The sequence below is a fragment of the uncultured Phascolarctobacterium sp. genome, from assembly GCF_934190775.1.
Taxonomy (GTDB): Bacteria; Bacillota; Negativicutes; order Acidaminococcales; family Acidaminococcaceae; genus Phascolarctobacterium_A.
The window spans coordinates 25,731-50,303 of record NZ_CAKPTG010000007.1 but is presented as its reverse complement, the minus strand read 5'-3'; the positions used below and the strand labels follow the sequence as shown (position 1 = coordinate 50,303).

General features: G+C 49.9%; 20 protein-coding genes. 18 read left to right on the top strand and 2 right to left on the bottom strand.

The features are described 5' to 3' along the window. Positions 1–18: 18 nt before the first annotated feature. From murA to Q0G26_RS05415, 3 genes are all read left to right on the top strand, one after another. The gene (gene murA, locus Q0G26_RS05425; protein ID WP_293829083.1) at positions 19–1,284 is read left to right on the top strand and encodes a UDP-N-acetylglucosamine 1-carboxyvinyltransferase; all 1,266 of its coding nucleotides are present in this window, start codon (positions 19–21) and stop codon (positions 1,282–1,284) included. A gap of 13 nt (positions 1,285–1,297) precedes the next feature. Beyond that, a complete protein-coding gene (gene mreB, locus Q0G26_RS05420) occupies positions 1,298–2,323 on the top strand; it encodes a rod shape-determining protein MreB (RefSeq protein WP_293829082.1) in 1,026 nt (341 codons plus the stop codon). 323 nt (positions 2,324–2,646) lie between these two features. Next, positions 2,647–4,041, top strand: coding sequence for a phosphodiester glycosidase family protein (locus Q0G26_RS05415; RefSeq protein WP_293829081.1), 1,395 nt, complete (start codon positions 2,647–2,649; stop codon positions 4,039–4,041). 84 nt (positions 4,042–4,125) lie between these two features. Here the strand turns inward: Q0G26_RS05415 and Q0G26_RS05410 are convergent, their stop codons facing one another. Together Q0G26_RS05410 and Q0G26_RS05405 are read right to left on the bottom strand one after the other, a co-directional pair. Next, positions 4,126–4,719: a L,D-transpeptidase gene (locus Q0G26_RS05410; RefSeq protein WP_293829080.1), complete on the bottom strand. Its 594-nt coding sequence runs from the start codon at positions 4,717–4,719 to the stop codon at positions 4,126–4,128. Positions 4,720–4,742: 23 nt separating this feature from the next. Continuing rightward, the gene (locus Q0G26_RS05405) at positions 4,743–5,537 is read right to left on the bottom strand and encodes an SH3 domain-containing protein (protein WP_293829079.1); all 795 of its coding nucleotides are present in this window, start codon (positions 5,535–5,537) and stop codon (positions 4,743–4,745) included. A 268-nt stretch (positions 5,538–5,805) separates the two neighbouring features. On the opposite strand from Q0G26_RS05405, the gene Q0G26_RS05400 reads away from it, so the two are divergent. The 15 genes from Q0G26_RS05400 (at position 5,806) to lpxD (ending at position 24,564) form a co-directional block, all read left to right on the top strand. Further along, entirely contained in the window at positions 5,806–6,108 is a 303-nt protein-coding gene (locus Q0G26_RS05400) for a hypothetical protein (protein WP_293829078.1), read from the top strand. Positions 6,109–6,210: 102 nt separating this feature from the next. Then, positions 6,211–7,875: a SpoIVB peptidase S55 domain-containing protein gene (locus Q0G26_RS05395; RefSeq protein WP_293829077.1), complete on the top strand. Its 1,665-nt coding sequence runs from the start codon at positions 6,211–6,213 to the stop codon at positions 7,873–7,875. Between the two features lie 125 nt (positions 7,876–8,000). Beyond that, positions 8,001–8,771, top strand: coding sequence for an ABC transporter permease (locus tag Q0G26_RS05390; protein WP_293829076.1), 771 nt, complete (start codon positions 8,001–8,003; stop codon positions 8,769–8,771). A 27-nt stretch (positions 8,772–8,798) separates the two neighbouring features. Then, on the top strand, positions 8,799–9,554 hold the full coding sequence (locus Q0G26_RS05385) for an ABC transporter ATP-binding protein (protein WP_366517744.1): 756 nt from the start codon (positions 8,799–8,801) through the stop codon (positions 9,552–9,554). After that, positions 9,541–10,809, top strand: a complete 1,269-nt coding sequence (locus tag Q0G26_RS05380; RefSeq protein WP_293829074.1) for an MlaD family protein — start codon at positions 9,541–9,543, stop codon at positions 10,807–10,809. Before Q0G26_RS05385 ends, Q0G26_RS05380 begins: the two co-directional genes overlap by 14 nt. Positions 10,810–10,893: 84 nt before the next feature. Further along, positions 10,894–12,318, top strand: a complete 1,425-nt coding sequence (locus Q0G26_RS05375; RefSeq protein ID WP_293829073.1) for a TolC family protein — start codon at positions 10,894–10,896, stop codon at positions 12,316–12,318. Between the two features lie 226 nt (positions 12,319–12,544). After that, the gene (locus Q0G26_RS05370; protein WP_293829072.1) at positions 12,545–16,834 is read left to right on the top strand and encodes a translocation/assembly module TamB domain-containing protein; all 4,290 of its coding nucleotides are present in this window, start codon (positions 12,545–12,547) and stop codon (positions 16,832–16,834) included. A 40-nt stretch (positions 16,835–16,874) separates the two neighbouring features. Continuing rightward, a complete protein-coding gene (locus Q0G26_RS05365; RefSeq protein ID WP_293829071.1) occupies positions 16,875–17,510 on the top strand; it encodes a sigma-70 family RNA polymerase sigma factor in 636 nt (211 codons plus the stop codon). Between the two features lie 157 nt (positions 17,511–17,667). Next, a complete protein-coding gene (locus tag Q0G26_RS05360) occupies positions 17,668–18,156 on the top strand; it encodes a hypothetical protein (RefSeq protein WP_293829070.1) in 489 nt (162 codons plus the stop codon). Positions 18,157–18,176: 20 nt separating this feature from the next. Then, on the top strand, positions 18,177–20,054 hold the full coding sequence (locus tag Q0G26_RS05355) for a BamA/TamA family outer membrane protein (RefSeq protein ID WP_293829069.1): 1,878 nt from the start codon (positions 18,177–18,179) through the stop codon (positions 20,052–20,054). A gap of 22 nt (positions 20,055–20,076) precedes the next feature. Then, positions 20,077–21,348 (top strand): hypothetical protein, encoded by a 1,272-nt coding sequence (locus Q0G26_RS05350; RefSeq protein WP_293829068.1) that lies wholly within the window; start codon positions 20,077–20,079, stop codon positions 21,346–21,348. A 150-nt stretch (positions 21,349–21,498) separates the two neighbouring features. Continuing rightward, positions 21,499–21,984, top strand: coding sequence for an OmpH family outer membrane protein (locus tag Q0G26_RS05345; protein WP_021720686.1), 486 nt, complete (start codon positions 21,499–21,501; stop codon positions 21,982–21,984). A gap of 105 nt (positions 21,985–22,089) precedes the next feature. Continuing rightward, positions 22,090–23,010: a hypothetical protein gene (locus Q0G26_RS05340; RefSeq protein WP_293829067.1), complete on the top strand. Its 921-nt coding sequence runs from the start codon at positions 22,090–22,092 to the stop codon at positions 23,008–23,010. A gap of 54 nt (positions 23,011–23,064) precedes the next feature. After that, a complete protein-coding gene (locus Q0G26_RS05335) occupies positions 23,065–23,472 on the top strand; it encodes an OmpH family outer membrane protein (RefSeq protein WP_293829066.1) in 408 nt (135 codons plus the stop codon). 69 nt (positions 23,473–23,541) lie between these two features. Next, positions 23,542–24,564, top strand: a complete 1,023-nt coding sequence (lpxD, locus tag Q0G26_RS05330) for a UDP-3-O-(3-hydroxymyristoyl)glucosamine N-acyltransferase (protein ID WP_293829065.1) — start codon at positions 23,542–23,544, stop codon at positions 24,562–24,564. The last annotated feature ends 9 nt before the right edge of the window (positions 24,565–24,573 follow it).

The window sequence follows — 24,573 nt, the reverse complement described above, 5'->3', positions numbered from 1 at the left end:
ATATGCAGGAGGGTTATTTTGGAAAAACTAATTGTGAAGGGCGGAAACCGCCTCGTTGGTGCAGTTAAGACCAGCGGTGCGAAAAACGCTGTACTGCCGATTATTGCAGCTTCTATCCTGGGAACTACCCCTAGTCATCTTGACGAGGTTCCGATGCTGGAAGATGTGCATACTATAAGTGAAGTTTTAAAATGTCTGGGACTGTCCGTGGAATGCAGTCCGGAAAAGAATGTGCTGGATATCGACAGCACCAGCATTACCTCTTACGAAGCACCGTATGAGCTGGTGCGTACCATGCGTGCGTCTTTCCTGGTAATGGGACCTTTGCTGGCACGCATTGGTAAAGCGCGTATTTCTATGCCTGGCGGCTGCGCTATCGGCGCCCGTCCGATTGATATTCATCTGAAGGGCTTTGAGGCTCTGGGTGTAAAAATCGAGCAGGGACATGGCTATATTGAAGCAAGTGCTCCTGAAGGACTGAAGGGTACCAGCATTTATTTTGATTTCCCGAGCGTTGGTGCTACCGAAAATATTATGATGGCAGCATCTTTGGCTGAGGGTACTACTATTCTGGAGAATGTTGCTGAGGAACCGGAAATTGTTGATCTGGCGAACTATCTGAATAAGATGGGTGCCAAAATCCGCGGTGCCGGTACTGATACTATCCGCATTGAGGGTGTAGATAAGCTGCATGGCGCAGACTACACTATTATTCCGGACCGTATTGAGGCAGGCACTTATATGATTGCTGCTGCTATGACCGGCGGCGATGTTGTGGTGGAAAATGTGCTGCCGGAGCATCAGAAGCCGTTGATTGCTAAGCTGCGCGAGGCAGGTGCTGTGGTAGAAGAGGATATTGATAAGGTGCGCGTTATCGGCCAGAATCCGCTGAAGGCTGTATCTATCAAAACTTTGCCTTACCCCGGCTTCCCGACTGATATGCAGGCGCAGATGATGGCGATGATGGTTATTGCCGAGGGCCGCAGCAAGGTTACGGAAACTGTTTTTGAGAACCGTTTTATGCATGTGGTTGAGCTGAACCGCATGGGTGCGCAGATTTCTACCGAAGGCCGCAGTGCTGTTATTGACGGTCCCTGCAAGCTGACAGGCTGCGATGTGCGTGCAACTGATTTGCGCGCCGGTGCCGCTATGATTCTGGCAGGCCTTGTGGCTGAAGGTACGACACGTATCGGCGATTTGCACCATATCGACCGTGGCTATGAGAACATTGTTGCTAAGCTGAAAAATCTGGGTGCAGATATTGAACGCGTAGATGTAGATTAAGGAGATATGTCTAATGTTTAAGAGTATGGATATCGGTATTGATTTGGGTACCGCTAACATTCTTGTTTATGTCAAGGGCAAGGGCGTTGTCCTGAAGGAGCCTTCTGTTGTGGCTATTGATAAGGTGCGCAACAAGGTGCTGGCTGTGGGTGATGATGCCAGAGAAATGCTGGGACGTGCTCCCGGCAGTATTGTGGCTATCCGTCCGCTGAAGGAGGGCGTTATTGCGAATTATACCGTAACGCAGAAGCTGCTTGCTTATGTTATTGAGAAGGTTGCAGGCAAGAGCCTGTTTTTCAAGCCGCGTGTTATGACCTGTGTGCCGATTGGCATTACTTCGGTTGAAAAGCGTGCTGTTATGGAGGCTACTACCCAGGGTGGTGCGTCTAAGACTTATCTGATTGAGGAGCCTCTGGCAGCTGCTCTTGGTGCCGGTATTGATATTTCTGTACCGCGCGGCAATATGGTTGTTGATATCGGCGGTGGCACTACTGATATCGCTGTGCTGAGTCTTGGTGGTATTGTTGTGGATTCTTCTATCCGTATCGGTGGCGACCATTTTGATGAGGCTATTGTGCGTCATGTGAAGAAGGTTCATAATGTGCTTATCGGTGAGCGCACGGCTGAGGAAATCAAGATGAATGTTGCTACTGTTATTACTGATGGTCGCCATGAGTCTATTACTGTGCGTGGCCGTGATATGGTTACCGGTTTGCCGACTACTTTTAGCGTAAGTTCTGAGGATTGCCGTGTGGCGTTGGAGGATTCTGTTGCTTCCTTGATTGCTACTGTACGTGGTGTTCTGGAGAAGTGCCCGCCGGAGCTGGCAGCGGATATTGTTGATAATGGTATTTATCTGACTGGCGGCGGCGCTCTGCTTGATGGCTTGGCTGAGATTATGCAGCGTGAGACTGGTATTACTACGCATATTGCTGATGATCCGTTGGAGTGTGTTGCTCTTGGCACCGGTAAGGCGCTGGAGAATCTAGATAAGCTGCATCCGGGCACTGTTTATACTGCGTCTAATCTGGCTGATTGATGCTTGGCTATTGATTTTTGATTTTGGGAGGAGCTGCCTTTGGCAGCTCCTTTTGTGTAGATGTGAAGAAGAATCTTTGGCAGTGTGCTAACCTTCTTGCCTGCCCCTTGGGGAAGGTGCCGAGCGAAGCGAGACGGAAGGGGGCTGTGCGATATATTAATTACTGTCTTTAGCGTTCTGCCAGCCTTCCTGCCTCTCCTAGGGGAGAGGTGGCATCGCGAAGCGATGACGGAGAGGGGACTGCATGATATATATATTACGACGCACTAATACTAACGCATTCTTCAATCTTCTACTTGTTTTTCTTTTAAGAGGTCCTGAATATGAATTTCAAAAAACTGATATGTTCTGTTTTTATGCTGGCTGCGCTGTGCGCTGCTCCGCTCGCGGCGAGCGCCGCTCCCGTCACAGCGGTGCGCAGCAGCGTTAGTCCGGCGCGTGTGCGCCTGGTGTTCGACAGTACGGAGCCAATTAAATATACAGCTGAAAAAAATGGCTTGCAGATTGTAGTTAATCTGCCGGAAGGTACGGCGCTGGCGCAAAGACCTGTCTTTAAGCAGGATACGGTGATTAAAAGCATCACTGTGCCTGCCAAAAAGAAGAAAAAGGCTCAGGTGGTTATAGATTTAACGAAGGATTGCCAGTACAAGCTTTATCCGCTGAAGAATCCTGACCGTCTGGTGTTGGATATCTACCGCATTCCTATCAGCAAAACCACGACGCAGCTGGCTGGCGGCGTTACCTATACCTATGCGCAAGAGGAGCTGAACGGCAGGCCGATTGTAAGCTATCTGGTGAGCGTTGCGCCTTCGGCGCGCCTGGAGCTGAGGCCGTTTTCTGCCGCTGGGATGTATAACGGACGCGGCAGTTTGGCTAAGCAGGCGGCGCAAAGAGGCCTTGTGGCTGCCATTAATGCGTCATACTTTGATACCGACGGCTGGGTTATCGGCAACGTTAAGGATAAGGGAAATTTTGTCGCTATGGATGCTACGCCGCGCAGCGGTTATGTAGTACAGGGCAACGAGCAGAAGATTGTGCGCGACATTGCCTACACCGGCAGCGTAACACTTCCTGACGGCAGAGCGCTGCAGCTGAAGGGCATGAACCGTGCGCGCATAGCTAATGATTTGGTGCTGTTTAATTCCTATTACGCTACGTCGACCAAAACAAATCAGTACGGGCGTGAGGTAAAGATAAAAAACGGTCGCGTTGTTGCTGTTTCCACAGCAGGCAATATGCCTTTGGAGCCGGGTTGCGTAGTGCTTTCCGGTCATGGCACAAATGCTGCTGCTCTGGCAGGCCTGCGCCTGGGCGACCATGTAGCGCTTACGCAGAGCCTGGGCAGCAGCATTGCAGATGCGGCAACAACTGTTGTCAGTGGCGGCCCGTTGCTGGTAGAAAACGGCAGGGTGAATGTGCGTACTGCGGAGGAGCAGATGGCTCCCGATATCGCGCGTGGCAGAGCGCCGCGTACTGCGATTGGCCTGAAAAAGGACGGCACGCTTTTAATGCTTGTTATTGACGGCAGAAGCAGTGCTTCCGCAGGCATGACGCTTGCGGAGCTGGCGCAGTATTTTGTGAAGCTGGGTGCAGTGAGCGCTGTCAATTATGATGGCGGCGGCAGCAGCGAAATGGTCATCAACGGCAAAATCGTCAACCATCCTTCGGATGGACGCGAGCGCTTGGTGAGCATCGGTCTGGGATTGTTTATCAAATAAGCTGGTTATATAGGCAAAATAAAAACAAGGGGCGGTCACGCTTAGTCTGTGACTGCTCCTTGTTTTATTGTTGCGGTTTATAGCTTAATCTTCGGTGATGATAACGCCGGTGCCGATGCCGCCGTTATCGCTGCAGACAAGCTCCTTCAGGCTTTGAATATCCGCATTGCGCAGACGGATGCAGCCTTCGGAGGCCATGGTGCCGATAGAGGAGGGGTCATGCGTACCGTGAATGCCGATACCTATCCAACCGGTGTCCAGCGAAAGGAACCAGGGGCCGTAGGCACCTTCGATTACGCCCTTGCCGTCACCGAAATCGTGCGTCCAGTAATGCGCCGGGCAAACCTCCTCGATGCGGAAGGGAACCTGCGCTGAAGGCACGCCGACTGCCGCACCTGTGTAGTAGGACGGAATTGCTGCTGCGCTGCCCCAGGAGGTGGGAGTGCGGTTGTCACCGGTGTACTGCTTGTCACCGGGATTTTTGGCAACAGCGATAGGATAGCTGCAGACTGCCTCTTCCACGCCCTGCTGATAGACATCAAGGCGGTAGCTTTGCTTATGGATGCAGATGAGATATCTGGCGTTGCCGAACAGGGCGGACGCAGGCGCCGCAGCTGTTAAGCTGCAGCTTAGCAGCAGGCAGACGCTAAATATTAAACTCGTTAGTTTTTTGAGCATTGTGATACTTCCTTAATGCTTATTTAGCAGGCTACGCGTACAAAATCTGCGCTTACATAGCCAACCTCACCTTGAGCGTTAATAGCCTTCCACCATTGGCGGCCTTCAGCTTCGAATGCGCCTTCTAGCGGTGCTATTTCTTCGCCGGACATCAGCGAATCAATTACATTGCTGCTTGTGGAGGGGGCGGTGCGGAAGTTTACATAGTCACCGGTTAAAACCAGTTTTACGCCGGGAGCCCAATAGCTGTCCATGTTTTCAAATTTGCTGTAGAGGTTGTAGATTCTTTGATTGGAGTATTGTAAACTTTCGGCAGACATGCTGTCCCCGTATTGAGCATAGCCTTTGCTGGCAGGGATAGAGTGTGCATTTTCAGTGCGGAGCTCATCGTAGGTACTGATAAAGGCATTGATATATTTTTTGTTGTCATAAATAGTAGTCAGCCAGTAATCACCGTCACCGGAATCGGCTTCGCCCTTGGCACTGAAGCTCACCGTGGAGCCGTTGCTGTTTTGCTGCACATCATACATCTGCAAGGCAGCAAAGGCAATCGCTTTGGCCTCCAAATCGCTGATGTAGATGCCCTTGCGGCTGAAGCAGGGAGCGACATATTCCTCGGCATAGTTTACGGTCATGGTATGCTTCACATCAAAGCGGGTATTTTTTAGCAGAAAGGCTTCTGTTCTGCCGCAGCGGGAGTCAATATTAGTAGGGAGTCTGCTTGCAGAGGTATTATAGACTGCTGCCTCCATAACAGATGTGCCGGTAAAGAGCATTGCTGCTGCCAGTGCTCCGATAGCAAAATTTTTGATTTTCATAACAACATCTCCTTTCCAGATGTGGAACTTATATCCTTTGATGCTTATATTATAGCTGAAAAAACGCTTTTGCACCCTACCCCAAAGGGTGATTTCGGGTAGGGAAGGCGAAAAAAGCGTAAAAAATTATGTATCGGCGATTTTTTAACTGCAGATGATTTTCATAATGTTTTATTTAAGATGGGTTTACAGTCTCTTCACTTGTCAAAATATTGCTGAGGCTGTATAATTTATGGTAGAGAAATATATCTGAAATGAGGTGAGTCACATGGGTAAAAAGTTAATAGTGATTCTGACTATTGCCGCTTTAGGCATCTTTACACTTGCTGCCGTTGGCTGTGCTGCTGTGACTGACCAGCGTGCCGCTGTCAGCGGTATTGTAGTTGCCGATGGACTGGTACAGGAGGGAACCCCGGTTAAGCAGGGCGACATTCTGGTAAAGGTAAAATCTATAGCGGGCGGCAGTATTGCTGCTGCGCGTGCTACAACTGCAGGCAAGGTTAGCCAGGTACTGGTTAAGCCTGGCGATAAAATTGAGGCACAGCAGGTTGTAGCCAAGGTGAGTGAATAACGGGCAAGAAAACCGGCGAGCTTCTTAGCCGCCGGTTTTTGTAGTATTACGAAGCCGGCGGCCGCAAGCTGCCGGGTAAACATTTTGTTTTTAGGAGATAGTATGAGAGTATTTTTATTAGCATTATTATTTTGCTGCCAGCTGCTGACGGCAGCTGCCGCCAATGTTCCTCTGATGCCGGTGCGTGACCTGCGTGCTGGTATGCAGGGCATAGGCAAAACAGTTATCAGCGGTGATACTATTGAAACCTTTAACGTAGAGATTTTAGGCGTCAATGGCAGTGAGGCAATGGGTTATAGTATTTTTGTGCGCCTTTACGGCGATCTGATTGAAAAGACAGGCGGTGTTGCCCAGGGCATGAGCGGCAGTCCTGTTTATGTAGACGGCAGGCTTGTCGGTGCTGTGGCCTTCGGCAAGACCTTCAATGACCCGCATTACTGCTTTCTGACACCAATCGGCAAAATGCTACCGCTTCTGGACGAACCGCAAGAATTACCGGCGGACTGGATTCCTAAGGGAAGCTCGCTGATGGCCGGCGGTTTTACGGAATATGGCCTGGAATATCTGCAGGAGAAGCTGCAGCCCTTCGGCCTGACAGCAATCAACAGCGGTGCTGCCGGCGCTTCCAGCGCTAAGCCGCTGGAGCCGGGCAGCAGTGTCGGTGTGGCCCTGATGCAGGGTGATATGACTTTGGGCGCTCTTGGTACTGTTACCTGGACTGATGACAGCGGCAAGGTTCTGGCCTTCGGCCACCCCTTTATGCAGCGCGGCAGCAGCAATTTCTTTATGAATAAGGTGTGGGTGCTGGGCGTAGTGCCCAATCTGCAGAGCAGCTATAAGGTAGGCAATCTGGGCGAGGCTATCGGCAGCATTACGCAGGACCGTGCCAGCGGCATTGGCGGCGTAGTCGGCAAGCAGCCCGATTCTATTCCGATGTTTGTTACGGTTAACGACAGCAGCCGCGGTCAGGCCAACAGCATGCGTATGCGTCTGATTGATGATCCTCAGCTGGTGCCTTCGATGGTCGATGCAGCAGTAGTCAATACTGTGAGCAAGACTGTGGACCGTAATGGCGGTGGCACAGCCAAACTGCATTTTACAATCACCGGCGTGGACAGCAAGAAGGAAATGCTGACGATTGACCGCGAAAATATGTATTACTCCAATGATGCGCTGCTGAAGAATCTTGATGCAGAGCTGACGGAGGCGATAACGATTCTGATGCAGAATAAGTTTGAGCCGGTGCAGCTTTATGGCATCAACGTAGAGGTTGAGGTTAGCAATGCGGTGCAGGTTGCAGAAATTTTTAATGTACACGCTAAAAATGCCAAGGTTAAACCCGGTGATAAGGTAGCAGTTGATGTTACGATGAAGCCTTATCGCGGCGAAGAGTTTACCAAGACAGTGTATTTCAAGGTGCCTAAGGACCATCCGGGCGGCAAGCTGGTGCTGAATGTACGCGGTGGCAGCAGCATGGCCTGGGCGATTGACTTGCTGCGTAAGCAGCAGGCTGAAGGTGTTCCGGCAGCCAAAAAGAAGGAAACCCGCCATAAGCTTGCCGATTATATCAAGGGCGTGAATAGTGCCGATAAGAATAACGAGCTGATTATTGACGTGGCTACCGGCCAGCTGAAGCCGAATCCGGAGGCTGCCGCTAATGATGCCGGTCTGGCAGGCCTGCTGCAGGGTTCTCCGTTCAAGCAGAAGTACCCCTTTGATTTTATTATTGACGGTGAAGGTGAGCTTGTGCTCACCGTTGACAAATAAATTTGTCTGGCGGTTAACAAAAATTTTCCCATTACTGTATCAGTATGGCCTCTTTGTGTCATACATTCGCCATATTTTGGCGGTATAATAATTAAGTAGAAAAAGCTGAAGATAAGGATATAAAAATGCTGAAATCTATCTGTGAAGCAATGGGCAACAGAATATTGGCCTTTTGTGCGGCCAGCGGCAGGCTGACGCTGCTGCTGCTGGCAACGCTGCGTCGTCTGAAGGACGCCGATGCTAAGGAGGTTGTGCGTCAGATGGCACTTTTGGGAGCAGATTCGCTGCCGATTGTGATGATGACGATTCTCTGTACCGGTATGGTTTTTTCCGTACAGACAGCCAAGGAGTTCGTGCGCCTGGGCGCGTCCTCTACCGTAGGCGGCATTGTGGCTATCGCCATGGCGCGTGAGCTGGTGCCGGTGCTGACAGGCGTTGTTGTTGCCGGCCGTATCGGTGCGGCGATTGCAGCGGAGCTTGGTACGATGAAGGTTACTGAGCAGATTGACGCGCTGCGTGTTATGGCTGCCAATCCTGTGAGCTATCTGGTGGTGCCGCGCTTTATTGCGCTGGTGCTGATGATGCCTTTGCTAGTGCTTTTTGCTAACCTTATAGGTAATGTAGGCGGCTGGGTGGTGGCGCATTATTACGCCGGCATCGGCAGCTTTACTTATGAAAATTCTATCAGGACACTGGCGGAGTTCTATGACGTGTTTGGCGGCATGGTCAAAAGCTGTGTCTTTGGTGCGATAATTGCTATCGTGGGCTGCTATAAGGGCCTGAACGCGCCGAATGGCGCGGAAGGCGTTGGCCTGGCGACTACAGCCTCGGTAGTGCTTTCGATTATTCTGGTGTTTATCACCAACTATTTTCTTTCGATTGTTTTGTATGTGTAAGGAGCCGGAAAAATGTCAAACGAAGCAATGATTCAGCTCCGACAACTTAAAATGGCCTTTGGCAGCAAGGTGATTCTTGATAATCTGGATTTGGATGTACGTCAGGGGGAAACGCTGGCGGTTATCGGTCCTTCCGGTACCGGCAAGAGCACCATCATCAAGCTGCTGACAGGACTGCTGGCACCTACTGCCGGCAGTATTGTGATTGACGGTCAGGAAGCAAGCGCTTTCACAGAGGATGAATGGGACGGGCTGCGCCAGCATATGGGCGTAGTTTTCCAGTATTCCGCCTTATTCGACTTTCTGAGCGTAGGCGAGAATGTAGCCTTCGGCCTGCGGCGGCATTTTAAGCTGCCGGAGGAGGAAATCCAGGAGCGCGTCAGCCAATTATTGGAAATGGTGGGCATGCCGGGTACGCAGAAGATGATGCCGGCAGAGCTTTCCGGTGGTATGAAAAAGCGCGTTGGCCTGGCGCGGGCGCTGGCCATGCAGCCGCAGATGGTTTTTTATGACGAACCGACCTCCGGTCTGGACCCGGTGATGACGATGACCATCAGCAGGCTGATACGCAAGACTCAGCAGACGCTGGGCGTAACTTCGGTTTTGGTAACACACGATATGGAATCAGCCTATTATGCTGCAGACCGTATCGCTATGCTATATAATGGACGCATTGAGCAATTGGGTACAGTGGCGGAGATAAAAAACAGTACTAATCCAGTCGTGAAGGCTTTTATTAACGGCATGGAATTGAAAGAGGAGGAGAAAAATGAGCAGCAATGAGGTTAAGGTGGGTGCCTTTGCATTAGGCGGCGCAGTAGTGCTGGCAGGCATTATTACCTTTATGGGTGCTTTCAGCTTTGGCAAAAAAGGCTATGAGCTGCGCATTAACTATCCTCAGGTCAGTGGCCTGATGCCAGGACATGTTGTGCGCTATGCAGGTGTGCAGGTGGGCACGGTCAAAAAGATTAATGTGGCACCGGATAAGGTAGAGGTTATCACAGAAATTAATGACGATATCAAAATACCGCAGGGAGCAACCTTTACAATTTCCTCTGACGGTATTATGGGCGAAAAATATGTCAGCGTTATCCCGCCTGCCAAGCAGGGACAGGGTTATGTAGCTGAAGGCAGCACGATTAATGGTGTTGCCGGCGGTGGTATCGATGAATTCTTTGCTTCTTCCGGTGATCTGGTGAAGCGTATGGAAAATATCGCCAATGCCTTTGAAAATGTTTTTGGCGACAAGGAAGTCCAGCAGTCCATGAAATCCGGCTTTAAGAACATGAATGATATCGCGGAGAACATGAATACCTTCACGAAGGTTATGGCTGATGTGGCAGTAGCCAACCAGCAGGATATTACCTCGATGATTCATCAGATTAATGAGCTGAGCCAGCGCATGAACGGCACGGCGGCCCATATCGAAAGCATTATGGCCGGTGTGGACAATAACGGCAAGACAGGCCAGAACGTGGCTGCCATTGCCCAAAATATGGCAGATACCAGTAAGCGTATGGAAAATATTGTCGAGGTGCTGGAAACAGTAGCCAAGGATCCGGTGACACAGAAGTCGCTGAAGGAGACGCTGGTCAACGTTAAAGAAACGAGCGAGCGTGCCAACAAGATTTTGGGAACACTTACCGAAGCGAAGGTTTCGACTGACGCCGGCTTTGCCGCCAAGGGCGGCGATTGGCGCGGCAGTCTGGGCGTAACGCTGCACCCGGCAGATGACACCTTCCTGTATATGGGCGGTTACGATATCGGCAATGCCAATAAATTTGATTTTCTCGTAGGTCGTCAGTATGGCAACGCAGCCTTCAGCATGGGTGCTATGCAGGGAGATTTCGGCGTCGGTGCCAGCTACGATTTAGGCAGGGACTTCAGATTGTATTCCCAGTTATATGATTTTGATGATCTCAAGGTGCGTTTGGGCGGTGAATACCGTTTGCATGATAATTTGTCACTTTACGGCGAAACCATGGATGTGCGTGGCAATAAAGCTAATACTTATATGGGCGTGCGTACTTATTTCTAAAAAATATTTGACAAACAGCCCTAAATAAATATATAATTTTACTACTGACTGGTTAGTCAGTTTTAGAAAATGGAGGTTTTCCGGATGAATAGAAATAAATTGACCAAACGTTTCTTGCTTTTATCTGCAGCACTGACCATGGCATTGAGCCAAAGTGCTTTTGCAGGTGAAACTGTTGCTTTAAATCTGGACGACGCTATGCTGCGTGCATTCCAGACCAACCCGACCGTAAGCATTGCCCAATACGAGCTGGACAGTGCCCGTGCCAGCTACAATGCTGCCCGCCAGAGCCGCGGCATCAGCATCAGTGCTAATCATACTACCCAACGTGGCGGTTATGATGATCTTCATCAAGATACTACCGGCCTTTGGACCAAGGGAATTGGCAATAACCATGCCAACAGCCTGAGCGCTTCTCTGCCGATTTTTACCGGCGGTAAATTGAGCGGTACCATTAAACAGGCTAAGGCTAACTATCAATATAATGAGGTTGGCGTACAACGCACCTATAACGAAATGCGTTCTACCGTTACTGACGGTTATTTCAAAATGCTGCAGGCAGATAATCTGCAAAAGCTGAATGCTGAATCCGTTACCCGTCTGGAGGACCATCTTAAAAATGTTCAGGCACAGTATGACGTTGGCGTGGTAGCCAAGGTTGACGTGCTGCGTTCCCAGGTGGAGCTGGCCAACGCTAAGCAAACCCTGATTCAGGCAGAAAACTCCTATCAGGTTGCCGAAGCAAACATGAACAAAATCGTCGGCCTGCCGATGGATACAACTCTGCAGCTTGATAACCTGCTGGTTTATAATGCTTATGATAAAAACATGGATGATTGCCTGGCTTATGCTGCCGAGCACCGTCCGGAGCTGATGCAGGCTAAATATGGTGTAGATTCTGCAAAAGGCGCATTGATGGTTGCCCGCAGCGGTCATATGCCGCAGGTTAGTGCAAGTGCTACTCAGCAATGGAGTGACAGCAACTGGCCTGGTGATGAAAACGGTAAATGGGGCGTTGGCGTAAATGTTAGCCTGAACGTTTTCGATACCGGTGTAACCCTGTCCAAGATTCATGGTGCCGAGGCTGATCTGAAAAAGGCTGAAGAAACCTATCGCGATACCGTGAACGCTGTAAATCTGGACGTGCGCAGCAATTATCTGGGACTGCGCGAAGCAGAAAAACGCATCAGCACCACCAAGCTGGCTGTAGAGCAGGCTGATGAGGATTACCGTATCGCTCAGCTGCGTTATATGTCTGGCGTGGGTACCAACACTGACGTGCTCGATGCTCAGGTTGCTCTGACTCAGGCCAAGACCAACTATACGCAGGCTCTGTATGATTACAATACCTCCAAGACAGCACTGGAAACCTCTATCGGCGTACCGATGACCAATCCGGCGACTGCCGTAAATGTGCAGGCTGCCAAAACTGCGAAAGCTGTTAAAGCAACCGAAAAACCTGCCAAAACTGCAGAAGCAGCAAAAGCAACTGAAGAAGCTGCCAAATAATTAAGGCTTAATTTAATATTTGATGCTACAAGTAAGCTGGTGAGGCGCAGTCCAAGCCAGCTTTTTTGTATGTGCAAATGCTCCCAAAGCGCTGCTAAAGAAATTTCTTCTCAATAAGAGGATGTTTTCTGCTGATGTCGAATAAATATAAGTCGGAGTATATAAAAAACAGTCTTGTCATATTTTTGTCATAGAAATTTGTTAAACTATTGAATGGTGAAGTATCATGAAAAAATATCTGCAATTTGTTGGAGCATTAATCATTCTGCTGGCAGCAGGCTATATCTTTTTAGTCCAGACGGTGATGCCTAAGTATATTAAGCAGGCCATACCGCAGATGCAGCAGCTGGCAACGGAATACATCAACGGCAGTGTGTCTATCGGCGCTATGAAATGGGAAGGCGGTCTTACTGCCGAGCTGACGGACATCGTCATCAAGGATGCGCAGGGCGGGAAGGTAGCCGAGCTGCCGCGCACTGTGCTGACGCTGCGCCCCTGGCTGGCTATGCAGAAGAGCGAGCGTGCGCTGAGCAGGGTTGATTTAGTGCGCCCTAAATTTTATCTTACGATGAATGACAAAAATAAATGGAATATGCAGAACCTGCTGAAGCCATCGGATTCTACGGAAACTCCTTTTTACGGTACACTGGCTGTAGACAAGGGCGAGCTGGTGGTAACTATGCCGCAGGGAAAATGGCAGTTTGGCGTTGATGGCAGCATTGATGGCGGTGCCAATCCTGATTTTGCTGTAGACTTTGCTGTAACCAGCGGCGCAGACAAGCTGAAGCTGGCAGGCACGATGACTACCAAGGGCGAAGGAAGCATGAAGCTGACCGGCGACAAGCTGGCGCTGGCGCCTTATGCTGCTCTGGCCAAGCATTATGGCAAGGTTGAGGAGCTGCAGGGCGGCTTGGGCAAGCTTGCACTGCTTTACGTAAACAAGAACGGCAAGCAGCGCTTCAGCGGCGAAGCGAAGCTGGCAGCGCTCAGCGGTAAGCTGAGCCTGGCAGGCGAGCAGCATAGCCTGCAGCTGGACGGCCTGGTACGCGCGGACGAAAACCTGGTGAGCGTCAGCAGTCTGGACGCTGTGGTTGACGGGCAGAAGCTGCACCTGGAGGGTGAAGCGGATTTGCGCAATACTGACGCACCTTCCGGCTTTGGCGTACTGAGCAGCGATGTTTTGGCTTATAATGGTTATAAGGTAACCAAGCTGCACCTGCCGTTTAACGTTTCTAAGGACGTGGTGCAGCTGCATGACGTGAGCGCGCAATACGGCGGCGGTACGATTACCGCTAACGGCACGTATGACCTTAAGGAGCAGGTGCTGACGGCAGATGCGCAGCTGCAGCAGGTTACGCAAAGCTTGCCCGGCAAGCAGCAGGAGCAGGTGCATATCAACGGTAAGCTGGCAGTTCTGGCCAAGCTGGTGCAGGATAAAATTTCGCTGCACGCTGCTGCTGATACAATGGATATCAGCTGGCGCAGCCTGAAGCTTAACCGTCTGGCCTTTGACGGTACGTATGATGGCAGAGGCCTGGTAATTGATGACGCCAGCTTTTTTGCTGAAGGCGGCGGTACCCTGGCTGCTAAAGGCAGAGTTGCTAAGGATGGTGCACTTGCTATCCACGGACGTATGGCTGATTTCCCTATCGACCCGCTGCTGGCTGCAGCCGGTCAGGATGGACGCGGTCTGTGCTCTACCGGCTTTGATGTCGGCGGCACGCTGGATGCTCCGGAGTTTTCCGGCATGGTACAGCTGACGCAGGCAGAATATATGTCGCAGAAGCTTAATGAGGCACATGGTCTTATCAGTATCAAGGATAATATCCTGAGCTTTAAAAATTTTATTGCCAACATGGACCAGGGACAGCATATTCTTAACGGTACAGTGGACCTGCGCGGGGCAGAACCGGCAGCAGCACTTACGCTGACCACGAAGAATGTGCGCATTGAACCGCTGATGGTGCTTTTGGGTAAATCGCAGATAGTTACCGGTAATCTGGATAACGTGATGCAGATAGAGGGCAGCCTCAGTCATCCCTATATTCATGGTGAAGTGCATGCGTCCGACGGCAGTGCGGCCAAGCAGCTGTTTAATAATATCAGCGGTCATTATGCTTATGAGGACGGCCTGCTGCGCTTGCAGGATTTTGTAGTAGATGCCTTCTATGGACGACTTACATTGGATGGTACGATGACTGCTGACCGCAGATTGAACTTTGTTATGGATGCCCAAAATGTTGACCTGGAGCATTTGCCAATCAGTGATGACACAGTTGCTTTAGGCGGCAAGGTTAACGCCAAGGGACATCTGAGCGGTACACTGACAGCGCCTTTCTTTGATGGTGAAGTCAGCAGTGACAGAATCACGATTAACAATGAGCCGTTGACGGAGCTTCAGGGCACGCTGGCCAGCAATGGTCGTGACGTGAATAAGCTGAACGCTTCCTTTAAGCAGCCTTATCGTGATGATCCGGTCAACTACGGCCTGTATAGTGCAGACCTTAATCTTAACCTGGTTCAGCACTATATTGAAGGCAAGGTAGAGAACCTTTGGGGCGATATTGGTGGCCTGCTGCGCATGGCGCGCCAGGATTACGATATCAGTGGTCTGATGCAGGGTGAGCTGCTGTTCAGCTACCAAGGCCATGGCGAGGGTGTAAAAATTACGGCTGCAGCTGATAATGTAAAAATCCATGATCTGAACTACGCGCAAATGCGTTTTGAAGGACGCATTGATAAAGGCGGTGTGCTGCATTTTGACAACGTCAAGCTGCAGGAGCAGGACGGCGTCAGCGATAAGGGCATAATTGCTGTCGGTGGTTCGATAGATATCAAGCAGAAGCTGTTGGACATAGAGGTTGCGGCAGTGAAGGCTAACCCGGCGATTGTAACCGCCGTTATGAAGGATCCGCCGGAAATTAAGGGCGAAACTGATATGCTGGTGCAGGTGCAGGGCAGCTTTGATAATCCTAAGGGAACTGCTTCGCTGGAAATTACCAATGGTTCTGTTGCAGGCGTAAGTGTAGACGATATGACGGCGATGCTGGCCTTGGCAGACGATAACATTAAGCTGCAGCAGCTGATTGCGACGAAGGATGCTTATGGCGTCAGTGCTTCCGGTGATATTCCGCTTGATCTGTTCCGTGATAAGAAGCAGCGTCATAACCCTGATGCGCAGATGAACATTGTGATGGATCTGGATAAGGCGCGTCTGGGAATTTTGCCGGCGCTTACCAAAATGGTGGAATGGGGCGTAGGCGACACGCAGGGCAAAATCCGTCTGGCAGGCACGCTGGAGGAGCCGCTGCTGTTCGGTTCGGTAAAAATTGCCGGCGGCAGTGTTAAGGTTAAATATATCAATACTGTTTTTGATGATATCAATCTGGACGTACTGTTTAACGGTAATACTGTACAGCTGAAGAACCTGTCTACTAAGTTAGGCAAGGGCACGCTCAGTGCCGAAGGCAGCTATGCACTGCATACCGATGCTGATACAGCCTACAGTCTGCATATCAAGGCTGATAAGGCGCAGCTGGCATCTAAGATTTTCACCGGTACGATTACCAGTGATGTAACTCTGCAGCCGGAAAAATACCCGGACATGAAAAACCGTAAGGGTAATGCTGCGCCGCCTATGGCGTTCCGCCCGCGGCTTGCCGGCAGTCTGCGTCTGGATGACGTGCTGATTAATATGCCGACAGTTCCCGAGCTGAGCGAGGGGGACAGCAATATCGGCCTGGATATGAAGCTTGTGCTGGGGCCGAAGGTACATCTGTACAACAGCTATCTGTATGATATCTGGCTGAAGGGCGGCATTGATATCAAGGGCAGCACAGTCTTCCCGATGATTGACGGCACGATTAAGGCAGATAAGGGTACAGTTAAATATTTGCGTACCGACTTTAAGCTGAATAATGCCGGTCTGGTATGGGTTGATCCCGGAAGCTTTTTGCCGAACGTAAATCTGGACAGCACAGCGCGCTTCAGCCGTTACAACATTTTTATGAAGATTAATGGGCCGGTAAGTGAAATGGATCTGCAGCTTACCAGTGATCCGCCGCTGACACAAAATACGATTGTGCGTATGCTGACGCTGCAGCGCGAAAGTGCCGGCAGCAATGAGGTTACCAGTGATGATATGGCCAATCTGATGACAGTTGGCCTGCAGATGACGGTGCTCGGTGACGTGGAAATGTTTGTCAAGCAGACACTGGGCCTCGACCAGTTCCGCATTTATACCGGTAAAACGCGCTCTGGCATTGGCTTTGAAAGCGTTCACGATCGTAATAAAGAGTTGACGGCAGACGAGAAAAACCAGTATAATGTTCTAGTAAGCAAATATCTGAATAATAACTTTATGCTTGGTTATACAACAAGCTTCGATGCTGTCGACAGAAGTATTTTCGGACAGTATGATATCAGTAAGCACATGAATATAACATATTCCCGCAGCTATGACCTGTCCAAGGATCCCAAGGATTGGTATGGCCTGGAATATAAGATATCGTTCTGAGCATTGCTGAGCAAATGTAGATAAGAAGGGAGGTGAACAGATGCTGCAAGGCTATTTGGAAGAGCTGAGAAAGACTTCGCTGCTGGAGCCGGAGGAAGAGCTGGAGCTTTGGCAGCGTGCCGCTGACGGTGACGAAGCAGCGCACCAGCGCCTGATGACGGCCTATCAGCCGTTAGTTTTTAAAATTGCTGCCAGCTTCAGGCTGCCGGAGGCAGAAACCATGGAGCTGATTCAGGAGGGCATGGTTGGCCTGCTGGAGGCTGCAGAAAGCTACGATTACAAGCGGCAGGTAGCCTTCAGCCTGTTTGCCTCCTATCGCATTAAGGGAAGCATGGTGGATTATCTGAGAAAAAGCTCAGAAAAGGGCATGCTTTACCTGGACAGTGAACTGTCCAATGGCTTTACCCTTAGTGATGCATTGCCTTCGGAGCTGGCTTCGCCCAGCGAGGTTGCCGAACAGCAGCTGCTTTGTGAAAAGGTGGCGCAGGCTATGGACCGCCTGCCGCTGAAGGAGCAGCAGGTGCTGCAGGGAATGTATCTGGAGGACAGACCGGCGCAGGCAGTTGCCGATGCTATTGATGTAAGTCTCGGTCATGTCTACCGCCTGCAGAAGCAGGGAGTGCGTCGCATCCGCGGCATGCTTTCACGCTTTATCCATGAATTTAACAAGGAATAATATATAAGTCAATATATAACGAAAAATAGCGAAAATGCCAGTTAGCCTTACTAAATCTGCTGTAATCAGCTTAAATGGCTTGTGAAAATACAGGACGTCAGCTGATTATATAAGACATAGTTATTAAAAACAATTATGTACAGAAAGGGGTAAAAGCATGACGCAGCCAAGCCGCACATTGTTCCATCGCATTCGCTGCATAAAAAGCAGTCTGGATAAGGCGGAGCAAAGCTTTATGGATAATAAGGATATCAGGGGCGAGCTTGATTTGATGCTGGCAGAGGCCGAGCTGAAAAATCTGCGTCGGAAAAAGGACCGCCCCTGGACCTGGAACCGTCAGGTTCTGGCAGTCTGTGCAGCATTTTTGTTAGTAGCTGCCGGTTTTGGTGGCTGGTGTTTTGCCAGAAACCATTACCGCGTGAAGGCGCAAGCTGCGCTGCCGCCAGTGGCAGCACCAGCTGTTAAGCCGCAGCAGGCAATGCCTGTACAGGCGGCGCCGGCAAGGACTGTACCGCAACAGAAACAGTCTGTCAATGATGTACCGGCACAGGAGTATAAAGAAAATCCTGACCGTGTTACTATATCCAAAGCCGATATGCATAAATTAGTGCAGTCAGCGCGAGTTGAGTTGAGTGACTCTAAATGAATCATGAGGAGGAATATCGATTGAAGAAACAATACTTATGGCGGCCTTTGACAGTAGGCCTGGCAGCAATGCTGCTGGCTGCTCCTGTTTACGCCGAAGAAATCCCGACACCTGCTGCAGGTGCTGGTACCTCTGTAACGCAGACTGCACCGGAAAGCCAGCAAGAAACAAGCCTGGCACCATATTTGGGAAAGACCATTACCAAGCAGATTATTGCCGGTAATAAGGCTGTGCCTGAGGCAGAGATTGCTGCTGCTTTGAAAACCAAGCCTGGCATGCAGTTTACTGAAGCTGGCCTGAGCGAAGATTTGAGTGCTATTTATGACATGGGCTGGTTCTATGACCTGCGTCCGGAATTCAAGCTGGTTCCGGAAGGCGTACAGGTAATCTATCATGTGATGGAAAACCCCGTTTACCAGAAAACTGAGGTTGAGGGCAACACCGTGCTGAATAAGCAGAAGGTGGCAGGCTTCTTTGACCTGGAGCAGGGTAAGATTGCTAACCTGAAGGATATCAATAAATGCGTCCAGAAGCTGGAGGAGGAATACCGTTCCAACGGCTATATTCTGGCGCGTGTTACTGACGTACATATGGAGCCGGACGGTACCTTGAAGGTTACTGCCAACGAAGGCATCGTAGAAGGCTTTAAGGTTAAGGGTAATGTTAAGACGAAGGATTATGTTGTTACCCGTGAAATGAAGCTGAAGAAGGGCGAGCCCTTTAACGCTAAGGCTGCGCGCCGCAGCATGCAGCGTGTCTATAACCTGGGCTATTTCGAAGATGTTAACATCAAGCTGAACCCTGGCCGTGAGCCTAACGGCGTTGAGGTAGAGATTTCGGTAGTAGAAATGAACACCGGTACCTTTGGCATTGGCGCAGGCTACAGTAATGCTGATGGCTTTGTCGGCATGGTTTCTATCGGCGATAAGAACTTCCGCGGTATTGGCGACAAGATTAATGTCCGTTGGGAGTTTGGCGGCGAGGATAACAAGAACTATGACTTCAGCTATACCCGCCCCTGGCTGGATGATAAAGAGACCAGTGCTACTCTTAACCTTTATGATATCACCAACGAATATGCTGACTACAACATCGACGGCGATGAAATTGCCCGTTACGACAAAAAACGTCGTGGTCAGGAAATTACCTTCAGCCGCAAAACCCATAATGAATTTGTCAGCAACTACATTACGCTTAAAAACCGTGATGATATCTATAAGGGCGAAGCTGACGGCTACGAAAATGATAAAGATCAGTATTATGAAGATCAGTTCTATAAGAGTGATACTGATAAAAGTGATAAATACGAAGACTGGATGCCGAAAACTGCAGCAGAGCGCCGTAAGGAAAACTTTGGTGTTACCCGCAGTATTACCCTCGGACGCGTATATGATTCCCGCGACAACATCTATGATCCGCATGAAGGCAAGCGCATTGGCTACAGCGTAGAATGGGCCGGCGGCATGGGCGGTGATTTTGACTTCACCAAATGGACTGCCGATTGGCGCTATTACTATCGTGCAGGCGGCGAAAGCGTTTGGGCACTGAACCTGGGTGTAGGCTATGCCAGCGGCAGCATGCCGTTGTCTCAGCGCTTTACCATGGGCGGCAGCGATACATTGCGTGGCTACGAGGATGACCAGTTCCGCGGCAACAGCATGCTGAAGGCTACTTTGGAATACCGCTTCCCGATTGTCAAGAAGGTACAGGGCGTACTCTTCACCGATAACGGTTATGCCTGGGATAAACGTCATGAGGACGAATTTGATATGGGCCTGCTTAAGAACAGCTACGGCGTAGGCCTGCGTATCAACTCCCCGCTTGGTCCGGTTAAGCTGGATTATGGCTATGGTGAAGATGGCGGCAAATTCCACTTCAGCTTTGGTGGACAGTTCTGATTTTGCGGAGAATATTTAGGCTATGAAGCTGAATAAGATTCTGTTCTGTGCTGCAATGACAAGCATCTTGCCATTGCAGCATGCTTTTTCTGCACCGGTAAACAGTGTTGAGGTGCAGGTTATAGATACTAACGGCGGCACCAGCCAGCTTTTGCTGCAGAAGATGAGCGACAGCATGCAGGTGGTTGCAGACCAGCTGTTCCTTGAGAAGGATGCGGCAAAAATTGCTGCAGCCAGGGAGGATTATGCCAGGCTGCTGACGGAAATCGGTGACAGGGTATTTACCGGCTACGAGCTGACTGATGTTCAGCTTGATGTAGGTGAAGCGACACAGGTGCGCTTGTATGCACGTCCCTGGAACAAGGTTATCGAAAAGCCTTTTATTGATTTGCAGTTTTCCGGCGTAGAGACGCAGACAGCAGCGCTGCTTGAGCAGCGTATTCCGGCGCTGCAGGCTCAGCTGGAGCAGGCTATCAGCGGTGCCTCGGTAGATGCCGGTGACTGGGCCGGCGGCGTACTGCGTAAGCTGGTACGCAGCGAGGTGCAGGCACAGCTGCCGGAGTTTAAGCCTGCGGTTGACGTGCTGCAGGAGGACGGACGCACTGTAGTACAGGTAGTCATCTATCCGGTAGGACAGCTGGTGCGCGATGTCCGCTACGAGCTGCGCAGTGAGGCTATTCCTAATGTACTGTTGATGAAGCTGAAGTACAAATATGCCGGTGAGTGCGACAAGCTGCGCGGGTTGCCGGTCGCTTATGTGCAAAGGCACAGGCAGGAGCTGGAGCAGCAGCTTTTAGAGAAGCTTATGACTGAGCCGGAGGTAAAAAACTATCAGCTGCGGCCACAGGTGAAAATCACTCCGGGTGCGGATTTGGGTGTCAGCATTATGATTGAATCAGATGACTATAAAATCTGGTTTGAAGGCTATGGTGATATCGGCCGCGATAAGGATAACCTTTCCGGCAAGGCGCATCTTGGTAAATTTATTTCGCCGCGTGACGAGATTTTTGGCGAGGCCGAGGTTATCCTGGATGATGTCCAGTGGCGCTTTGGCACCGGCTATACGCATTATTGGGGCAAAAGCAGCTGGAGCTATTTACGGCGTATGCCTATAGGCGACAACAATTACCGTCTGGAATATTGCCTGAGTCCTAAATGGCGCTTGCGGGCAGAGCATTTTTCTGGTGATGACCGTAACGAATTTGGCGTGCGCTACCGTATTCATGAGTTTCTCAGTGCGGAATATGTGTATGGCGGGCAGGAATTTTACCTGCGTCTTATAGGAAATCTGTAGCAATTCTTGAAAGAATGAGCGTAGACTGATATAATAAGATATATTATTGCAACAGACGGGACAAAAGCAGATGACAGCGGCTTACTGTTGTTTTCTGCTCTTGTTGCTTCTGAATTTTTGTATGAGGAAAAGAAGGTAGGGATTTAGATTATGATGCAGAAATTGCGTAACCCTAAAAATGTAAAACTGATCTCCTTGTTTATAGCAGCCATTTTTGTACTGGGCTGCTTTGCGCTTTCTGTAACGCAGAGCGGTGTTGGCAAGAGTGCTTTTGCAGCCTCCAGCGAATCTGCTATCGGTGTAGTTAACTATCAGATGCTGGTAGCACAAAGCCCGGATCTGAGCAAAGTTAACGAAGCTATGAACAAAGAAATCGAATCTGCCCAAAAGGATTTCAATGAGAAAAGCAAAACCATGAATGAGGCAGAAAAGAGAAAGTACTATACCCAGACTCAGGAACGTCTGGCTAATAAGCAAAAAGAGCTTATGGACCCCGTACTGAAGAAAATTGAAGCCAGCATCAAAAAGATTGCTGACAAAAAAGGTTTGGCAGTTGTAGTAGATAAGAACACTGTTGTTTTCGGCGGTGTAGATATTACCGATGAGGTTGCCAAGGCTATGCAGGCAGGCAAATAACAGCTTCTTCAGCGCATTGCTGCTCTGAAGTTGGAAGATTGCCTTGCGCAATGTCAATTTAATCGCGGTATTTACGGATGTTCAGCAATGTTATTGGAGGCAGGCATGAAGAAGAACAAGCTGGTAAAAATAAGTGCTATTATTGCAGCTGCTCTGCTGATTTCGGCATGCAGTACCAATGTCCGGGGACCGCAGGAAAAAATTGCTGTTATCAACTGGGAGCAGGCGGTAAGCGCCCATCCTCAGTATGCTAAGCTGGAGCAGGGCGAAAAAATCCTGCAGGATTTGCTGAACAAGCGCAAGGGGCAGGATGAGCTGGCCAAGGCGCAGCTAAGCAGCTTGAACAAGCTGCGCAGTCTGCGGCAGTTAAGCCAGCAAAGCTTCATGGAGGCTGATTTCAATACCCGGATGGTAGAACAGAGGGAGATTGAAAATGCTAAGCTGCAGAAGTTTGTAGCACAGGCAGAGGCAGAAGCAGACAGCAAGCTGGCCGCACGCAAAACAGAGGTTGAAGAAGCCTATAAGCTGAAGCTGTTTAATTTACGCGCGTTGTTGGAGACCGTAAAAATGAAGCCTGATGAACGTCAGGCGGTTGAAAAGCAGCTGCAGCAATTGCAGCAGGAGCGTGGTGTGCAGATTAGTGAGCTGCAGGCGGAAAAACGTCGCCTGGTTGACGCGAAGGTACTGCCTTATAAAGCGCAGGCCGAGCAGCGGATGCGTGAGATGGCACAGAAGTATCATGCTCAGGCTATGCAGCAGCTTAAATCGCCGGAGGAACGCGACAAGGAAATGCTTGATACGGCACCGAAGGCGTTAAACAATGCGCTGAGTGTTATCGACAGAGAAATTGATAAGCAGCAGGAGAAGAATGATAGCTTGAAGAAGCAAATCAATCAGGATATCGAAAGCCAGGCTGTGAAGCTGGCGCATGAACGCGGTTATACTATTGTTTTTAATAAGTTTAGAGTTAATATGAAGGCAGAGGATATTACCGATGCCATAATCAAGGCCTTAAAAAAGACGTGATACGTTCACATGCCAGGGCCTGATTCATGCTATAATTAAGTGAGGTTAAAAATTATGAAAAAAATTATTGCCGGTTTGATGATTGCAGCATCTATGTTTACTTTTGGCTGCAGCGGACGCAATGCTGATTTTGGTACTGTTGATATGAGCAAGATTGAAGCTGAAGCTCCTATCGTAAAAACAACTCAGGAAGATGTTACTAAAAAAATGACTGACCTGAAAACCCAAATGGATAAGGATTTGGAAGGCAAAACCGGCGATGATGCTAAAAAGGTTGCCGAGGATTACGGCGCTAAAGCTAAGCTGATTCAAAGCGAGGCTCAAAATAAGCTGAAGGCCAGCCTGGATACTGCACTGAAGCAGGTTTCTGATGAGAAAAAGCTGGGCGCTATTTTAGATAAGCGCGCTGTTCCGCAGGGCGGTACTGATGTTACTAGTGATGTAATTGCAAAAATGAAATAAGCAGCACCCTGAAGCGGGCGGGTAGTCCGTCCGCTTTTTGCGTAAGCAGCTTTACGGTGGAGGTATGAAATGGAGAAGAGTGTACAAGAATTAGCTGAGTTTTTAAAAGGTACAGTAGAGCATGATAACCCCGAATTGCTCATTACCGGTGTCAATGGACTGGTGGAGGCAGGCCCGAAGGATATTTCCTTTGCTGTGCCGCCTCATGTAGAGCATTGTCATCTCAGCAAGGCCGGTGTAATGGTTCTGAGCCCTGAGGATCCGGAGCTTGATGGCCGTCCGGTTATCAGAGTTGCCAACCCGCGTGTAGCTTTCGCTGCCCTGCTGGAGCTGTTCCGCCCGCAGGAGGAGGTAGAGCGTGTTATCAGTCCTTATGCTTATGTATCCAAGAAAGCAAAGATTGGCAGCAATGTTGCTATCCAACCCTTTGCGGTAGTAGAGGACGATGCTGAGATTGGTGACGGCTGCGTAATCTATCCGCACGCTTATGTTGGCAAACGCGTAAAAATGGGCAAGGATTGCACCCTTTATCCTAATACCACCATCCGTGAGGATTGCGTTCTGGGCGACAGAGTTATTCTGCAGTCCGGTTCTGTTATCGGCGGTGACGGCTTCGGCTATATTACCCAGAACGGCAAGCACAGCAAGGTGCTGCAAACCGGTAATGTAGTGCTGCAGGATGATGTAGAGATTGGCAACAACACCTGTATTGACCGTGCTACCGTTGACAGCACTATCGTTGGCAAGGGCACCAAGATTGATAACCTGGTACATCTGGGCCACAACGATATCTTAGGTGAAAACTGTCTTGTTGTTGCGCATGTTGGTATTTCCGGCAGTGTAACTGTTGGCAATAATGTTACCTTTGCCGGCCAGGTTGGTACTGTAGGCCACATTACCATTGGCAGCAACTGCGTCTTTGGCGGCAAAACCGGCATTACCAACAATGTTCCTGATAACTCTGTTATGGGTGGCTTCCCTGCAATGCCGATGAAGGAATGGCTGCGTCAGGAAGCTAATCTGCGCAAGGTGGGCGATATGCTCAAGCGCGTCAAGGCTCTGGAAAAGGAACTGGCAGAGCTGAAAAAATAAGTAGGTGGT

What these genes read in the sequence shown, in the direction of transcription:
- Q0G26_RS05400 (WP_293829078.1), top strand. Translation starts at nt 5,806, where the DNA reads ATGGGTAAAAAGTTAATAGTGATTCTGACTATTGCCGCTTTAGGCATC.
- Q0G26_RS05365 (WP_293829071.1), top strand. Translation starts at nt 16,875, where the DNA reads ATGCTGCAAGGCTATTTGGAAGAGCTGAGAAAGACTTCGCTGCTGGAG.
- Q0G26_RS05415 (WP_293829081.1), top strand. Translation starts at nt 2,647, where the DNA reads ATGAATTTCAAAAAACTGATATGTTCTGTTTTTATGCTGGCTGCGCTG.
- Q0G26_RS05345 (WP_021720686.1), top strand. Translation starts at nt 21,499, where the DNA reads ATGATGCAGAAATTGCGTAACCCTAAAAATGTAAAACTGATCTCCTTG.
- Q0G26_RS05395 (WP_293829077.1), top strand. Translation starts at nt 6,211, where the DNA reads ATGAGAGTATTTTTATTAGCATTATTATTTTGCTGCCAGCTGCTGACG.
- Q0G26_RS05385 (WP_366517744.1), top strand. Translation starts at nt 8,799, where the DNA reads ATGATTCAGCTCCGACAACTTAAAATGGCCTTTGGCAGCAAGGTGATT.
- Q0G26_RS05340 (WP_293829067.1), top strand. Translation starts at nt 22,090, where the DNA reads ATGAAGAAGAACAAGCTGGTAAAAATAAGTGCTATTATTGCAGCTGCT.
- Q0G26_RS05405 (WP_293829079.1), bottom strand. Translation starts at nt 5,537, where the DNA reads ATGAAAATCAAAAATTTTGCTATCGGAGCACTGGCAGCAGCAATGCTC.
- Q0G26_RS05375 (WP_293829073.1), top strand. Translation starts at nt 10,894, where the DNA reads ATGAATAGAAATAAATTGACCAAACGTTTCTTGCTTTTATCTGCAGCA.
- Q0G26_RS05380 (WP_293829074.1), top strand. Translation starts at nt 9,541, where the DNA reads ATGAGCAGCAATGAGGTTAAGGTGGGTGCCTTTGCATTAGGCGGCGCA.
- Q0G26_RS05410 (WP_293829080.1), bottom strand. Translation starts at nt 4,719, where the DNA reads ATGCTCAAAAAACTAACGAGTTTAATATTTAGCGTCTGCCTGCTGCTA.
- Q0G26_RS05350 (WP_293829068.1), top strand. Translation starts at nt 20,077, where the DNA reads ATGAAGCTGAATAAGATTCTGTTCTGTGCTGCAATGACAAGCATCTTG.
- lpxD (WP_293829065.1), top strand. Translation starts at nt 23,542, where the DNA reads ATGGAGAAGAGTGTACAAGAATTAGCTGAGTTTTTAAAAGGTACAGTA.
- Q0G26_RS05370 (WP_293829072.1), top strand. Translation starts at nt 12,545, where the DNA reads ATGAAAAAATATCTGCAATTTGTTGGAGCATTAATCATTCTGCTGGCA.
- Q0G26_RS05360 (WP_293829070.1), top strand. Translation starts at nt 17,668, where the DNA reads ATGACGCAGCCAAGCCGCACATTGTTCCATCGCATTCGCTGCATAAAA.
- Q0G26_RS05335 (WP_293829066.1), top strand. Translation starts at nt 23,065, where the DNA reads ATGAAAAAAATTATTGCCGGTTTGATGATTGCAGCATCTATGTTTACT.
- mreB (WP_293829082.1), top strand. Translation starts at nt 1,298, where the DNA reads ATGTTTAAGAGTATGGATATCGGTATTGATTTGGGTACCGCTAACATT.
- Q0G26_RS05390 (WP_293829076.1), top strand. Translation starts at nt 8,001, where the DNA reads ATGCTGAAATCTATCTGTGAAGCAATGGGCAACAGAATATTGGCCTTT.